The 13339-nt window shown below is 67.0% G+C and carries 13 protein-coding genes; 4 read left to right on the top strand and 9 right to left on the bottom strand.

Annotation, left to right across the window (positions count from 1 at the left end):
- Positions 1-483: 483 nt before the first annotated feature.
- From ACFU5V_RS33475 to ACFU5V_RS33460, 4 genes are read right to left on the bottom strand one after another with little or no spacing between them, the layout of a single operon-like run.
- Positions 484-1869, bottom strand: coding sequence for an aldehyde dehydrogenase family protein (locus ACFU5V_RS33475; protein WP_378704341.1), 1386 nt, complete (start codon positions 1867-1869; stop codon positions 484-486).
- The gene (locus tag ACFU5V_RS33470) at positions 1862-2632 is read right to left on the bottom strand and encodes a gamma-glutamyl-gamma-aminobutyrate hydrolase family protein (protein ID WP_378704339.1); all 771 of its coding nucleotides are present in this window, start codon (positions 2630-2632) and stop codon (positions 1862-1864) included. Before ACFU5V_RS33470 ends, ACFU5V_RS33475 begins: the two co-directional genes overlap by 8 nt.
- Entirely contained in the window at positions 2629-3000 is a 372-nt protein-coding gene (locus ACFU5V_RS33465) for a cupin domain-containing protein (RefSeq protein WP_378704337.1), read from the bottom strand. The genes ACFU5V_RS33470 and ACFU5V_RS33465 overlap by 4 nt, the downstream gene beginning before the upstream one ends.
- A gap of 58 nt (positions 3001-3058) precedes the next feature.
- A complete protein-coding gene (locus tag ACFU5V_RS33460) occupies positions 3059-3892 on the bottom strand; it encodes a fumarylacetoacetate hydrolase family protein (protein ID WP_378704334.1) in 834 nt (277 codons plus the stop codon).
- Between the two features lie 115 nt (positions 3893-4007).
- Between ACFU5V_RS33460 and ACFU5V_RS33455 the strand changes: the two genes are divergently transcribed.
- A complete protein-coding gene (locus ACFU5V_RS33455; protein WP_378704332.1) occupies positions 4008-4580 on the top strand; it encodes a helix-turn-helix domain-containing protein in 573 nt (190 codons plus the stop codon).
- A gap of 21 nt (positions 4581-4601) precedes the next feature.
- On the opposite strand, the gene ACFU5V_RS33450 is transcribed toward ACFU5V_RS33455, so the two are convergent.
- Positions 4602-5924, bottom strand: a complete 1323-nt coding sequence (locus tag ACFU5V_RS33450; RefSeq protein ID WP_378704329.1) for a glutamine synthetase family protein — start codon at positions 5922-5924, stop codon at positions 4602-4604.
- Between the two features lie 140 nt (positions 5925-6064).
- Here ACFU5V_RS33450 and ACFU5V_RS33445 point away from each other — a divergent pair, with 140 nt between their 5' ends.
- A complete protein-coding gene (locus tag ACFU5V_RS33445; RefSeq protein ID WP_378704327.1) occupies positions 6065-7000 on the top strand; it encodes a VOC family protein in 936 nt (311 codons plus the stop codon).
- 550 nt (positions 7001-7550) lie between these two features.
- Here the strand turns inward: ACFU5V_RS33445 and ACFU5V_RS33440 are convergent.
- On the bottom strand, positions 7551-8174 hold the full coding sequence (locus ACFU5V_RS33440) for a 3,4-dihydroxy-2-butanone-4-phosphate synthase (protein WP_378704325.1): 624 nt from the start codon (positions 8172-8174) through the stop codon (positions 7551-7553).
- Positions 8175-8490: 316 nt separating this feature from the next.
- Here ACFU5V_RS33440 and ACFU5V_RS33435 point away from each other — a divergent pair, with 316 nt between their 5' ends.
- Positions 8491-9120 (top strand): TetR/AcrR family transcriptional regulator, encoded by a 630-nt coding sequence (locus ACFU5V_RS33435; RefSeq protein ID WP_378704323.1) that lies wholly within the window; start codon positions 8491-8493, stop codon positions 9118-9120.
- A gap of 121 nt (positions 9121-9241) precedes the next feature.
- Positions 9242-10264, top strand: coding sequence for a hypothetical protein (locus ACFU5V_RS33430; protein WP_378704320.1), 1023 nt, complete (start codon positions 9242-9244; stop codon positions 10262-10264).
- Between the two features lie 70 nt (positions 10265-10334).
- Here the strand turns inward: ACFU5V_RS33430 and ACFU5V_RS33425 are convergent, their stop codons facing one another.
- The 3 genes from ACFU5V_RS33425 to ACFU5V_RS33415 all read right to left on the bottom strand — a co-directional run bounded on the left by ACFU5V_RS33425 (position 10335) and on the right by ACFU5V_RS33415 (position 13339).
- Positions 10335-11768, bottom strand: coding sequence for a hypothetical protein (locus ACFU5V_RS33425; RefSeq protein WP_378704318.1), 1434 nt, complete (start codon positions 11766-11768; stop codon positions 10335-10337).
- Between the two features lie 505 nt (positions 11769-12273).
- Positions 12274-12771: a flavin reductase family protein gene (locus ACFU5V_RS33420; RefSeq protein ID WP_378704315.1), complete on the bottom strand. Its 498-nt coding sequence runs from the start codon at positions 12769-12771 to the stop codon at positions 12274-12276.
- A gap of 169 nt (positions 12772-12940) precedes the next feature.
- Positions 12941-13339, bottom strand: coding sequence for a RidA family protein (locus ACFU5V_RS33415; protein WP_378704313.1), 399 nt, complete (start codon positions 13337-13339; stop codon positions 12941-12943).

Below are 13339 nucleotides of genomic sequence, written 5' to 3'. Positions count from 1 at the left end.
GGTGTGATGGGGGTAACTGTCAACTAGGTCGGAGAACATTAACCGGACCGAAATGACGGTCGCCACCTGGCGATTCCGCCGGATCGACAGGTGCACAAATCCGACCGTTCATGCTCCTTCCGAGAAGCGGCGGCGCTCGCCTCTCGCGAAAAGACACCGCGGACAGCTCGTGGCCGGGAAACCGAGGCTTCGGAGTGCTGGCGCGGGGAACGCCGATGCTGCGGGTGGCGGCGGGCGTAGGCGAGTGAGGTTCCGCGACGGCGGAACGATCGGGGGCCGGAGGGGACGGCACGCGGTCGCTCGGGCGATGGTGGTGGATCCGCGCCGGGCATCCGGCAACTGTTCCGCTGCCTCGTTGACGGTCTGATCGGGCGGGGTCGATGCCGTTTGTACGCAGACAGCGGCGAGCCGGCGCGGGATCTTCCCGGGCCGGCTCGCCGCCGTCGTAGTCACGCTGCATCAGCCGAAGCGGTGCACCTGGTGTCAGCTATCCGCGCTCCAGAGGACCTTCTTGTTCGCGAACTCGTCGACGCCCAGGGCGCCCAGTTCCCTGCCGAAACCGGACTTCTTGATTCCGCCGAAGGGGACGTCGGGCGCCGAGTCCGGAATTCGATTGATGTTGACCATGCCGACCTGCAGGTGTTCTGCCAGGGCGGTGGCGGCGGTGTGGTCGGCGGTGAAGATGGTTGCGCCGAGACCGAACGCGGTGTCGTTCGCCAGGCGCACCGCTTCGGCGTCGTCATCGACGCGGTACAGCGCGATCACCGGTCCGAACAGTTCTTCGCGGTAGGCGCGCATTGCGGGGGTGATTCCGGACATTACGACGGGGCCGTACCCGGCAGCTCCGATGATCGCGTCCGGATCGCCGGCGTGGACGGTCGCACCCTGGTGCACGGCGTCGAGAACCTGAGCACGTAGGGCGCGGGCCGCCTCGTGCGATGCCATGGGCGCGAGCATCGTCGATTCGTCGGAGGGATCGCCCGGAGCGATGCCGCGGACGAACTCGACGACCCGGTCGAGGAACCGGTCGAAGATCTCGGCCGCGACGAGGATCCGTTTCGGTGAATTGCACGCTTGCCCAGAGTTCGCCAACCGTGACGTCACCACCGCTTCGGCTGTGGTGAGCGGATCGGCGTCCGGGCGGATGATCACCGCATCCGAACCTCCGAGCTCGAGGACGACCTTCTTGAGGTGGCGCCCTGCGGTTTCGCCGACCGCGCCGCCGGCCCGTTCGGATCCGGTCAGCGAAACCCCGTGGATCCGGTCATCGCCGATGATCGACGCCGACTGCGCGTTGGAGGCGAAGATCGATTGGAAGGCGCCATCGGGAAGACCTGCGTCGGTGAAGATTTGCCCGATGGCAAGCGCCGATTCCGGACACGACGGCGCGTGCTTGAGGAGGATCGTGTTCCCCAGGAGAAGATTCGGTGCCGCGAAACGGATCGCCTGGTAGTACGGGTAGTTCCACGGCATGACACCGAAAATCGTTCCGATGGACCGCTTCTGTACCACGACCGTGCCGCCGGCGGCACGGTCGAGCTGCTGGTCCGCCAGCAGCTGCTCGCCGCGGTCGGCGTAGAAGCGCAGGATCTCTCCGGAAAAGGTGGCCTCCCCCGTGGCCGCTCGAGTCAGCTTGCCCATTTCCCGGGTGATGATCGTCCCGAGGTCGTCGGCTCGTTTCTCGAAGAGGTCCGCTGCCGCGGCGAGGACGCGGCGGCGCTCCGCGGGCGGTGTCTGCGACCATTGCCGGTAGGCCCGGTCCGCGCGTTCGACCGCAGCCGAGACCTCGGCATCGGTTGCCGTCGGGTACTCCGCCTCCACTGTTCCGGTCGCCGGATTGAGGACACGGTAGAGGCAGACTTCAGACATGGTGCAATCCTTCGGCGGGGGAACGCTTCTGCTGGTGATACTCGCGGGCCGCCCCGATGAACGATGTCAGCAGTTGGGCGCCCTCGGGGTCCATGCGCTCCTCGGGATGCCACTGCACACCGACGACATACCTGGCGTCGATGGACTCGAGTGCCTCGATCAACCCGTCGGGCGCAACCGCGCTCGGGCGCAGCCCTGCCCCGAGGCGGTCTACGGCCTGATGATGATGTGAGGCGATATCGAACGGTCCGGACCCGAGAATCGTCTGTAACCGTGTATCTGGCAGAACCTCGACGCTGTGCTGGGTGAACGTGCCCACCCGGTCGCGGTGCGGGGTCATGTCCAATCGGTCCCCCACGTGCTGTTCGAGGGTGCCGCCGAACGCTGTGTTGATCAGTTGCATGCCGCGGCAGGCCCCGAGGATTGGGATACCTGAGTTGTAGCAACTGCGGGTGAGGGCAGCTTCGAGGCGGTCCCGTTCGACCACTGGTGGGTCATTGAGCGGATGCGACTCCTGCCCGTATGAAGCGGCGGCGATGTCACGCCCGCCGGCCAGGAGAAAGCCGTCGGCGAACTCGAGAAGCCTTTCGACCATCGCAGTGTGCACGGAGGACGGCGGCAGGAGGATGGGACATCCGCCTGCTCGCTCGACCGCCCGCAGGTAGGTCGTGGGGAGACCGTCGGTCAGGACGTCGACCCAGGCGCCGCTCGAGACAGGCTTGCGGTCCGCCACGACCAGGATGAGTGGTGTGTCCGTGGTCACTGACTCTCCAAGGGCGAGTGATCGTGCCAGCAGGTCACACCCCAGGTCACTGCCAGCCATACCGCGTCGGCGCGGTCATCGGCTCCGTGCCAATGATTTTCGTCAACAGGAGTTTCGACCAAAGTGCCCGGGGTGATGCCTGCGTGCACGCCGGCGTCATTACCGACGCGCCCGGACCCGCTGACCAGGTAGAGAAGTTGCCCGCCTGGATGTGAGTGCCAGTTCGTCACCGCGCCGTCGGAGAAGTGAACGCGTGCGATGTCCGGATTGGTCTCCGCGGCCGCCTCGATCAGCATTTCGAGTTGAACCGGCCCGGTGAACTTGCCACCGTAGACGTAGTCTTTGTTGCCTTCGTCGATCAGTTTCATCAGTGCTTCGACCTTTGCGGTTGACGGAATCGAGGCCGCTCGGGCGCCCCCTGGACTCCTATGCTTCGTTCTTGACGTGGTTGCGGAGGGTGCCGACGCCTGCGACGGTGACCTCGACGACATCGCCGTCCCGCAGGTAGCGAGGAGGCGTGCGCTCGTCGCCGACGCCTCCGGGGGTGCCGGTCGCGATCACGTCGCCGGGCTCGAGGGTGAGACCCCGGGTCAGGTATTCGATCAGCGTGGGGATGTCGAAGATCAGATCGCGGGTGTTGCCCTTCTGCATCACTTCACCGTTGATGACGGTGCGCACGTCCACGGCATCCTTGGTGACCGAGTCGACGCTGGCGACGACCGGTCCGAGCGGGGTGAAGGTGTCGAAGCTCTTGCCCAGGGTGAACTGCCGCATCGGGGTCTCGAGCTGGGACCGACGACCCGAGACGTCGTTGAGGGCGACGAAGCCGCCGACATATGCCCATGCGTCGCCCTTGCCGACCCGGTAACCGCGCCGGGAGATGACGATGCCGACCTCTCCCTCGAAGTCCGGGCGTGTCTCTTCCCGGGGGATGACGATGTCGTCATTCGGTCCGGTGATCGACGAGGGGAACTTCGCGAAGACAACCGGGGCGTCCGGGTGGGCGAGTTTGGTCTCTTCGACGTGGGATCGGTAGTTCAACCCGATTGCCACCACCTTGCCGGGGTTGACCGGCGAGAGGACGGTGACGTCGTCGACGTCGAACGTTGCGCCGGAGGCGTTCTCGATGATCGACCACGCCGACTCGGAGCTGTCGAAGCCCACGGCGGGCGCCGCACCGGCGTCGGTGATGGTGGGGCCGTCGAGCCGCCCGAGGCGAACGTCGCCGGTGGGGGTGGTGAAGCGGATTGCCTGAGTCATGAACCCTCCAAGAGTTCGAATTGGTTACTTTGCAAGTATATGCGTAATTGTAAAATAGACAACATGGGCGGCGGGACTGCGGGGTCGGGGGTCACCCTCGTGGGAGGATCGGGACATGACGGACCATATCGACGCGCTCGCCGCGAATGTGCGGCACTTGCGTGAGACGCACGGACTTTCGCTGTCTCAACTGGGGGAGCGCTCCGGTGTCGCCAAGGCGACTTTGTTCAAGGTCGAACGGGGACGGACGAATCCGACCCTCGAGACCATGGTGGCGATCGCCGATACCTTCGGGGTGCCGGTTCAGGATCTGATCAAGGTCGCCGATCGCGCCGTCGTCGATGTGGTCCGGCCCGGTGACGGGCAGAACATCTCCGACGACGCCTCGATCGGGTACATCCTGCGTAAGCAGGTGATCGGACCGGGGACGCTCGAGGTGCACGCCCAGGTGTTCCGGGACGGGAAGTCGGAGGTATCGGCCTCGCACGGCGCGGGGGCACGCGAGCACGTGCTGGTCCGATCCGGCTCGATTCAGGTGGGTCCGGTCGGTCAGGAGGTCGTTGCCGAAGAGGGCGACTATGTGACCTACCCCGCCGATCGCCCGCACCGGTGGCAGGCGATGGGCGGGGATGCGTCGTTGTGGATCGTGCATACCTTCCCGCGCGCGGCGTCGCTGACCGACACCTGACAACTGTTCCCCGGCGGGCGGCTACACCCGGGGGCCGTACAGATTCCATTCCCAGTCGGTGACGGTCGTTTCGAACGCGTCGATCTCGCGCCGCTTGATCGCTGCGTACACGGTGACCAGTTCCTCCCCGAATCCGGCGCGGAATGTCTCGTCGGCCTCGAGGGCGCCCAGCGACTCGCGGAGGCTCCGCGGCAGGGGGCGGCCGTCCGGGTCGGGTACGAGCCCGCGCGCGATGCCGTCGTGTGCCGCGTGCAGGATCGCGGCCATCAAAAGGTGCGGGCTCGCGCTCGCATCGCCGGCGCGCAGTTCGATGCGAGTGGCCCTCCCGCGCTCGGCCGGGACGCGCACGAAGGCGAAGCGATCATCCTCTCCCCAGTTGCTCCTGCGCGGGCTCAGGCCGTCGCCGGTCAACCTCTTGTAGGAGTTCACCGTCGGCGCGGCAAAGGCCATGATGGCGTCGGCGTGCGCCTGGATACCCGCGATGGCGGCGCGCGCTGTCTCGGTCAGGCCTCCGTTCGAAGTGGCAAATACGTTGGTGTCCTCGTTCCACAGCGACAGGTGGACGTGGAGACTGCTGCCCTCCTCGCCTGAGCACGGCTTCGCCATGAAGTTCGCGTCCAGCTGCTCGAGTACCGCCAGTTCCTTCACTCCGGTCTCGAGGAGAAACGCCGCATCCGCTGCATCGCGGACCGGACCGTGATCGAGGTTGATCTCGAACTGCCCGGGCGAGAACTCGCGGTTGACTGCGGTCACTCCGATGTTCATGCCGACCAGCTGGCGATGGATTCGCCCCACGCACCCCTGCGGGTCGGTGATGCGGTCCATCGTGTACGACACGCCTTTCGCCGCATACGGGGTTTTGCCGTCGCCGTCGGTCCGGAACAGATAGAACTCGGGCTCGCCGGCCGCGACGGCCGTCAGGCTCAGGGTCGTATGCAGCTTGTCGGCCGCTGCCGACAGTTGGCTGCGCGGGCACAGCACCGACGGCGCCGAGCCTTCCCTCAGGCTGGCGAGAACCCACAGGCTGTCCGGCTCCCACGGCGGGACGAAGGCGGTGCCCACATCCGGGAAGGCGTGTAGATCAGGGTGTTTGGCCAGTGACGGGAATTCGTCGGCGGAGACGGGCACCCCCAGCAGATCCTCGGCATTGGACATCTTCGAGTATGCGATCCCCTTGGCCAAGGACAGCAGTCGGTCGACCGGATATTGCTTGCCGCGCTGGCGACCGAACAGGTCGGAGTGAATGATCCGCACGACCGTGATGTCGCGGGCCAGGAGCTGGTCGAGGTAGTCGGCATCGAAGGCGGGCCGGGCACATTCTGGCCCCAGGGCTGTACTGGGCATCATTGTCCTCTTCATCTCTGTGGGGATCGCCATCCTCGCGATTGTTGACTATAGTAGTATATGCGTTCATCAAAAGAAACGATCGCGTTCGGCCGCTGCCGGCAGTCCGCCCCCGTTACGCCCCCGAAGGAGCACCCATCATGATCAAGCTGCATGACATCGACCACGTCCTGATGGGCGTCGAGGACCTCGACGAATCCACCCACCAGTGGCAGGACGAATTCGGGCTGACCGTCGTCGGCCGTGAACCAGGCGAGTCATTCCTCGCCTGTAACTACGAAGACCCTGCGCTGATCCTGCGGTCCGCCCCGGCCGCCGGAATCATCCACACCGCATATCAACTCGCCCCCGACGTCACACTCGCCGACGCGGAAAAGCACCTCTCGGATGCGGGGGTCGAGTTCACGCGCTCGGAGCTCGGCGTCACCTTTGCGGACCTCGAAGGCAACGGAATCCAGTTCGTGGAGTACAAGCCGGTCACGGATCAGGATCGGTATCCGCGGGAATGGCGCAGCACCACGCGCAACCACCGAATCGGTGCCCCCCGCAAGCTCGGTCACGTCAACTACCTCACCGCGAACTTCGACAAGCAGCTCGACTTCTACCTCAACGTCGTGGGAATGAAACTCGCCGACAAGCTCGGAGCCGACGCCGGCGCCTTCCTGCACCTCGGTGCCGATCACCACGTGATGGCCTTCGTCAACACCGGCCAGGCCCACTTCCACCACATCGCGTTCGACATGCAGGACTGGGGACAGATCCGGCAGTCCTTCGATCACCTCGCCCAGTACGGCCGGGTGATGCCGTGGGGTCCGGTGCGGCATGGAATCGGCGGCAACCTGGCGGGCTACGTTCGTCTGCCCGAAGCCGACTGCTTCATCGAACTCTACTGCGACATCGAGCAGCTCGCCGAAACCCACACCCCCCGCGAGTACCCGGACGACCGGCACTCCTCCAACGTGTGGGGGATGCTTCCGCCGCGCTCCTACTTCCGGTTCGACAAGGAATCGATCGAGGCCGAACGCGAAAGCCTGCAGGCGATCTGGGAGAAGCAACCTGAACTGCTCGGCAGCTGACCGGCAGATCCGAGCCGGGCGGCGGTCGGATTCCCCCGGGCATGTGCCGGCCGCCTCGTCCCGGGTCCCTCTCCGGGCCGAGGTGCGGTGCGGGGGCAGACCGGGTAGGCCGCCCACTTCCGCGCCGACACCCGGACCCGGAAGGCGCCGGGCGGTGCGCCTTACCGACGCCCCCGGCTCGGACCGACGTCGGTCGGGGTGTCCTCGTCATCGCCGGATCCTGCCCGCTCCTGCTGCCTATTTCTCGATGCGCCGACGACGCGTTCGGGATCGGCCGCCGACGTGCAGCGGGCGCCGGTCCGGGGACGGTGGGCGCCCTCATCGAGCGCTGCGTCACCGCCGCGGAGTCGGTTGCCGGGGGCGATCACCCGCCACAGGGTGTCCTCGCACGTCCTCGACACCTCAGTGCCCGCACGCGCGGAGGGGCGATCCGGGGTGGCGGCGCGCGCCCGGCGAAACCGAAGGTCAGTACGGCGTTCCGTTCGCGCGGCGACCGGTGGAGATCGCCGGGGCGATCGGGAGGCCGATGGACCTGGTTGCCCCGCCGGCATTACCGACCGGCGGCCCTGGTGCCGCCGGGTACCTCGACGAACGCGATGCCGAGGACGTCGGCAAGCTCACGCGCGTCACCGGGTGAGGCCATGTCCTGCTGATGGGTCGGTGAGACGAGATCTGCGAAGGCAGCACCGGGGTGCAGGCCCGCGGCGATCGTCAGATCGAGGACGGCCGCCGTGAACGGATTCGCCTCCCCGTACCGGTCGGGCACCCGGACGGGCACCACGTGTCCGGGCCGCGTCAGATCCGTGGGAACGGTCGTCGGAGCGGTCAGCGTGCGGATGGTCCGTGCCCGGTCGTGAGCGGAGATGCCGGTCCCGGCCTGGTGGGCGGCATCCACGGCGACGCACTGACCGAACGTCGGGGACCGGCGTTCTCGCCAGAACGCCGAGGCTTCCGGAATCATCAGCCGGTCGCATGCCGCGGCAGGCAACGCCACCTGCACGAACCCCGAGGTCAGTCGAATCATCTCGGCCAGGGCTGCGGTGCTCGCGGTTTCGGCGCCGAGCATGAGCACCGATCGCCACGGATCTGTCACGACCACGAGTTCACCGCGGGCCACGGCGCCGCGGGCGCGATCGATGTTCTGCGTGTGGGGGTGGGTCGTCGAAGCGGTCACGGGACTTCCTCCTGGCGGTGGCGATCATCCGACCGGCGGTTCGCCGGGCAGATGGTGGGCTGTGGTCTATCCGTTCCGTCGCGGAGCCCAGGCGCTGTGCCGGGTCGTCGCAGCGCCTGCCGCTCCAATCGGCGCTGCGGCGACAGAGGGGCCGTCGTGTGGTGCCACGGCAACCTCTCCGAACCACGATTTAAAATGAGCGTGCGCTCAACTTTAGCACCGGATGGGCGGTTTCGGAACCGTCGAGGCGACCGCGCCCCGGCCGAATCCAGGGTCGACGGGAGTCGGCGGGCCGGAATTCGGACAGAATGAGGCCATGCCCAAGATCGTGGACCGCCAAGCCCGTCGTACCGAGATCGCCCGCGCCTACCTGCAGATGGTGGCGCAGCACGGGGTCGAGGGGGTGACCACCCGCAGTCTCGCCCAGGAGTTGGGGATCGCGGCGGGCGCGCTGTGGAATTACTTCGACGACACGCGGGCGCTGACGATCGCGGCCTTCGAGTTGTACTTCGCGGACATCACTTCCCGGATCGACGAGATCGCCCGGGGCGTGCGGGGCGTCGCCGCGATGAGGGTGCTTCTACGGGAGGTTCTTCCGCTGTCCGCCGTGGGGCAGCAGGAGGCGCGGGTCTCGCTCAGTTTCTACGGTCAGGTGGCCATCGCCGACCCGCTGCACGAGGTGCAGCGCCGGGCCGAAGCGCGCTGGCGGGACATGCTGGTGAGCCACATCCGCGAGGCCGTCGAGGACGGCGCGCTGCGGGCTGACATTGCTCCCGAGGATCTGGCCGACCTGCTGGTGGCGTTGGCGGTGGGGCTGCAGATCGAGTACGTCACCGGATCGCCCAATGGGCAGCCGCGGCGACAGGAGGAGCTCCTCGGTCTCGCGCTTCGGCCCTGGCTCGTCGATCACCCCGCACTCGCGGAATTCGAGCATTCCGACCGCTGACGCGGCCGGACCCGTTCGTGGACCGGTGTGCATCCGGGTGCGAGGAGGGCGTCTTGACCGCCGGGTGCCTCTCCGTCATGATTTATTTTGAGCAGTCGCTCACATTCATGAAGGGGTAGGAATGACGCAACAACTGCGAGTGATCGTGGTCGGGCTCGGCGAGCACGGCAAAGACATCGTTCGCGCGGTCGACGATGCCGGAATGGTCGTCGCCGGGGCGGTGGATCCGGCCTACGCCGGCCAGGATCTGGGAGCGGTGACCGATGTTCCGGGTCTGGCCGGGCGAACGGTGGCGGGTGAGTTGGCAGACCTTCCCGCCCCGGACGGCTCCGCCGACGTCATCCTCGTGGCCGCCAAGCTGCCGATCGCGGCGCTGGTACCGCTGCTGAAGGATTCCCTCGCCCGCGGGGCCGACGTGCTGACCATCGTCGAAGACGCCTTCGACCTCCACAGTTTCGCACCGGAGCTCTACGGCGACCTCGATGCCGCGGCCAAGCGCGCGGGAAAGACCGTCGTCGCGACCGGGGTTCAAGATGCCGCCTGGACCGGGTTGGTGCTCCAGGCCACCGCACTGCAACTGCAACTCGGCCCGATCCGGCTCGAGCAGCACCTGGGGGTAGACGGCTACCCGCAGGAATTCGTGACGTGGGTGGGCATCGGTTCCACCCCGCAGGAGTTCGAGGCGGCCGCGACGGAGGCGGCCAAGACACCATCGGTCTTCGGCGCCACCCTGCCGGTGATCGCCCGCAAGCTGGGACTGACGGTCACCGGGCAGTCCCGGCGGATGAGCCCGTACGTGATCGATACCCCGGTGGAGTCGATCACCCTCGGTCGCACCATCACCGCGGGTGAGCCCATCGGGCGCCGCGACGTGGTGACCGTGCACACCGTCGAGGGCATCGATCTGGTCGCCGAACTGGTCACCTCGGTGCTCATGGATCAGGACGACTTCCACGCGGTGTTGGGCGGATTCCCGGCGGTGGAATTGACCCATCGCATGACTCCCGGCCCGCCGACGGTCAACGCTTCCCTGATCAACCGCATCCCCGATGTGCTGGCGGCACCGGCGGGAGTGGTCTCGACGGTCGATCTGCCGACCCCGTTCCACCGGCATGGCTCGGGCGCCCCGGTGGTGGCGAGGTAGCGCGGAATCCGCGTGGGGTGGGGACAGGGGTATCACCCCTGTCCCCACCCCACGCGGATATCTGCCCTGTTCAGTGCGGGGTGGGCGCCGCACCGGGGGCGGCGGCGAAGTGGTGGCGCGCCGGCGGAAGATCCGCTGAAAACAGCACGCCGGGAGCGGCTTCGACGACGTCGGGGATCCGGCTGATCAGACCGGTGTTGGTGAGATCGTCGCCGGGGAAGGGCTGGATTTCCAGGTGCAGGTCGGGCTGGCCGGTGATCGTCAGGGCGGAGGCAGCCTCGTCGACGGCGATGGGAACGACTTGGATCACGCCCTCGAAGTCGATTCCTCGGTCGGTGGAAAAGCGGACCGTTTCCCTGGTCCCGATGGCATCGCCGACGGCGATGACGGACGTGCCGCCGTTCCAGCGCACCTCGGTGTCGCTGAATTGGGGCTCGTAGGTCTCGTGCACTGCCGCTGCGGTGGCGCCGATTCGGCGGGCGGCCTCGCGCATCGGGCCACCCAGGACGCTCGGGTGGGCCTGCGCCGCCGCGGCCACCCGAGCGAATTCCTCTGGGGTGGAACCGATGCCGATTTCCCGAGCCACCGCGTCGGACAGCGAGTCCAGGGCGACGGTGTGGGTGAAGGTGATCTTGCGGATGTTCTGGGATGCTGCGGCGACCAGGGCCGGGAGTTGTACCCACCAGATGTCCTGTACACCGGTGGCCAGAAAGCTCGCGCGGTGTTCGGTGCACAACCGGTGGAGCTCGCCCGTCCATGCGGGGTCGGGTGTGAGTCCGTCCTGGTGCAAGGTGACGACGTTGATTCCGTGTCGGATGAAGTGGCGGGCCTGCTCGAAGACGACGTCCGCGGAGGCGGAGGCGGTCAGCACGGCGATATCGGGTGGGGTCTCGAGAGCGTCGAGCAGCTCGTGCACCGACCCGGTGACGGTAACGTCCAGGCCGGCCGGGAGGCCGACGATTTCGGAGAGCGGGCGGCCGACTTTGTCGCCGATATCCACTCCGCCGACGATCTGATGCCCGAGGGCGGGGAGCAGGCGCGCAATGCCGACGCCGTGGTGTCCGAGGCCGACGATCACGACTCGGTAGCCCGGGGATGCGATGGCGCCGTCCACGGCATCGCGGGCGCCGGTGGGCTGCGTGTTCTGCTCGGGGTGGTCCGTCCGGGCGGTATCGGATCCGCTCGAGACCCGCGTCAGGCCGTCGAGATGACCGCGGATGCGGGCACCGTCGTCGCTGATCCAGGCCTGGGAGCGGGCATAGTGCACCATGGCGTCGAAGGAGGTAACCCATGCGGGGTCCGCGGCGAGTGGCCCGACGGCCCTCTTGATGAAATCCACACGAATCCAGGCATGGTCGCCGCCTTCCAGGGTGCCGGCCCCCACGTGGTCCAAGGCATGGGCGACGTCGTGGAGTTCGAGGCCGGCGACGTCGACCTTGAATTGGGTGAGTACGTCCGGCTCGGCGACATCGACGTCGGTTCGAGAGAACACGGTGATGATCATCGGGTGGTTCCTGTTCCTTCCAGGTTCGGCGTCGCTGCTGCCAGGTTTGCTGGGGGTTGTCCCGCCGATGGTGGCGGCGGGGCGACGTCTCGGCTCGGAGTTCGGCTTTCGGCGGTGGTGTTTCCGGCCTCGGGGGTCTGCGTAGACGCCGTGGCGGCCGCGCTCGAGGCGGAGTCCATACCGGTACCGAGAAGTCCCGTGCCCAGCACGATCCAGATCATTTCTTGGGCCACAGTCGAGTTGGATGTGAATACGGTGATCGGGGCAACGTCGTAGCCGATGACGGCGATCGGCGCGGGTCCACCGAACGCGAAATTCATGCGGGCGGTGCTGACGTCGCGGAGAGGGGCGTCATCGCACCGACGATGAGGACGAGGATCGTCCACGTTGTCAGGGGGCGGACGGGTGCATCGACCCCCGGCTCGCGGACGCGGCGGCCGGCGGTGCGTGAGGGGTCTGGCATGGGGTGCGCCACTAAACCGGTGGGAGAGGTCGATGGGGACGGTCAGCCAAGTGGGCGGAAGCGGGATCGGTGGAAGATCAGCGGATCGATGCTGGGATCGGTGTGTACGGCGGTGACTTCCAGGACCACGATCGAGTGATCACCGGCGGGGTGCTCGGCGTAGACCGAGCAGCTCATCCAGGCCGCGGCTTCGGAGATGAAGATGGCATCGTCGTTGCGGTGGATCCCGACACCGGCCAGTCGGCGTTCGCGATCGTTTCCGGCCAACTGACGGCACAGCGACTCCTGGTGCCCGGCCACCACCGATGCGCCGATCTGCTGTGCCCGGCGCATCACCGGCCAGGACCGGGAACTGTTCTGCACCGCGAACGAGACCAGTGGGGGATCCAGGGAGATGCCGACCATGAACGACGAGGACACCAAGACGTGGTCCTTGCCGTCCACGGTTGCGGCCAAGGCTGTGATGCCCGAGGGGTAGTGCGCAAAGGCCTTACGGAGCGTCTGCGCGTCCGACGGCTGTGTCATGAGGGACAAGGTCATGGGAATCGTCCTTTCTCTGTGGGAGGCCATCCCTGGCGGGGTGTGAGGTCATCTCGGACCCGACCGGTGCGATTGTGAGCGTCGGCGGCCAGATCGAGATATGACCGCCGACGACGTTCCACACACATCTGATGTTCCACACACATCTGATACTGCCCGCCAGGCATTTTCAGTCGGCTTGCCGCCGTTGGGCTCCGCGGTAGGCCCAGATGTCGAATTCGACTTGGATCGCGGCGTCGGCCAGTCCGCACACGATCACACCGCCGCTTGCCGGCCGGGGTTCGGGGAGCATTTCCCGGATGACCGGGTCCGCCTCGACGATGGCATCGTGAGAACTGAAGTGGGGCTTGATGTAGACCACTTCGTCCCAGCTGGATCCGGCGGCTTCGAGGGCCCACGCGGCATTGTTGATGACGGCGCGGGTCTGTTCGGCGGCGTCATCGGAGATGGTGGCGGTCGCCGGGTCGAATCCGGCGACGCCGCTCAGGATGACCCAATCGTCACCGGCTATCGAGTGCGGGAACGGGTGGGGCGGCGCGGGGTGGCGCAGTGCGTTCCATACGCTCAT

The sequence above is a fragment of the Rhodococcus sp. NPDC057529 genome, assembly GCF_042802055.1.
Lineage (GTDB): Bacteria > Actinomycetota > Actinomycetes > Mycobacteriales > Mycobacteriaceae > Rhodococcus_F.
This window is presented reverse-complemented; position numbering and strand designations above follow the sequence as displayed.

What these genes read in the sequence shown, in the direction of transcription:
- ACFU5V_RS33475 (WP_378704341.1), bottom strand. Translation starts at nt 1,869, where the DNA reads ATGTCTGAAGTCTGCCTCTACCGTGTCCTCAATCCGGCGACCGGAACA.
- ACFU5V_RS33465 (WP_378704337.1), bottom strand. Translation starts at nt 3,000, where the DNA reads ATGAAACTGATCGACGAAGGCAACAAAGACTACGTCTACGGTGGCAAG.
- ACFU5V_RS33460 (WP_378704334.1), bottom strand. Translation starts at nt 3,892, where the DNA reads ATGACTCAGGCAATCCGCTTCACCACCCCCACCGGCGACGTTCGCCTC.
- ACFU5V_RS33455 (WP_378704332.1), top strand. Translation starts at nt 4,008, where the DNA reads ATGACGGACCATATCGACGCGCTCGCCGCGAATGTGCGGCACTTGCGT.
- ACFU5V_RS33450 (WP_378704329.1), bottom strand. Translation starts at nt 5,924, where the DNA reads ATGCCCAGTACAGCCCTGGGGCCAGAATGTGCCCGGCCCGCCTTCGAT.
- ACFU5V_RS33445 (WP_378704327.1), top strand. Translation starts at nt 6,065, where the DNA reads ATGATCAAGCTGCATGACATCGACCACGTCCTGATGGGCGTCGAGGAC.
- ACFU5V_RS33435 (WP_378704323.1), top strand. Translation starts at nt 8,491, where the DNA reads ATGCCCAAGATCGTGGACCGCCAAGCCCGTCGTACCGAGATCGCCCGC.
- ACFU5V_RS33430 (WP_378704320.1), top strand. Translation starts at nt 9,242, where the DNA reads ATGACGCAACAACTGCGAGTGATCGTGGTCGGGCTCGGCGAGCACGGC.
- ACFU5V_RS33425 (WP_378704318.1), bottom strand. Translation starts at nt 11,768, where the DNA reads ATGATCATCACCGTGTTCTCTCGAACCGACGTCGATGTCGCCGAGCCG.
- ACFU5V_RS33420 (WP_378704315.1), bottom strand. Translation starts at nt 12,771, where the DNA reads ATGACCTTGTCCCTCATGACACAGCCGTCGGACGCGCAGACGCTCCGT.
- ACFU5V_RS33415 (WP_378704313.1), bottom strand. Translation starts at nt 13,339, where the DNA reads ATGAGCGTATGGAACGCACTGCGCCACCCCGCGCCGCCCCACCCGTTC.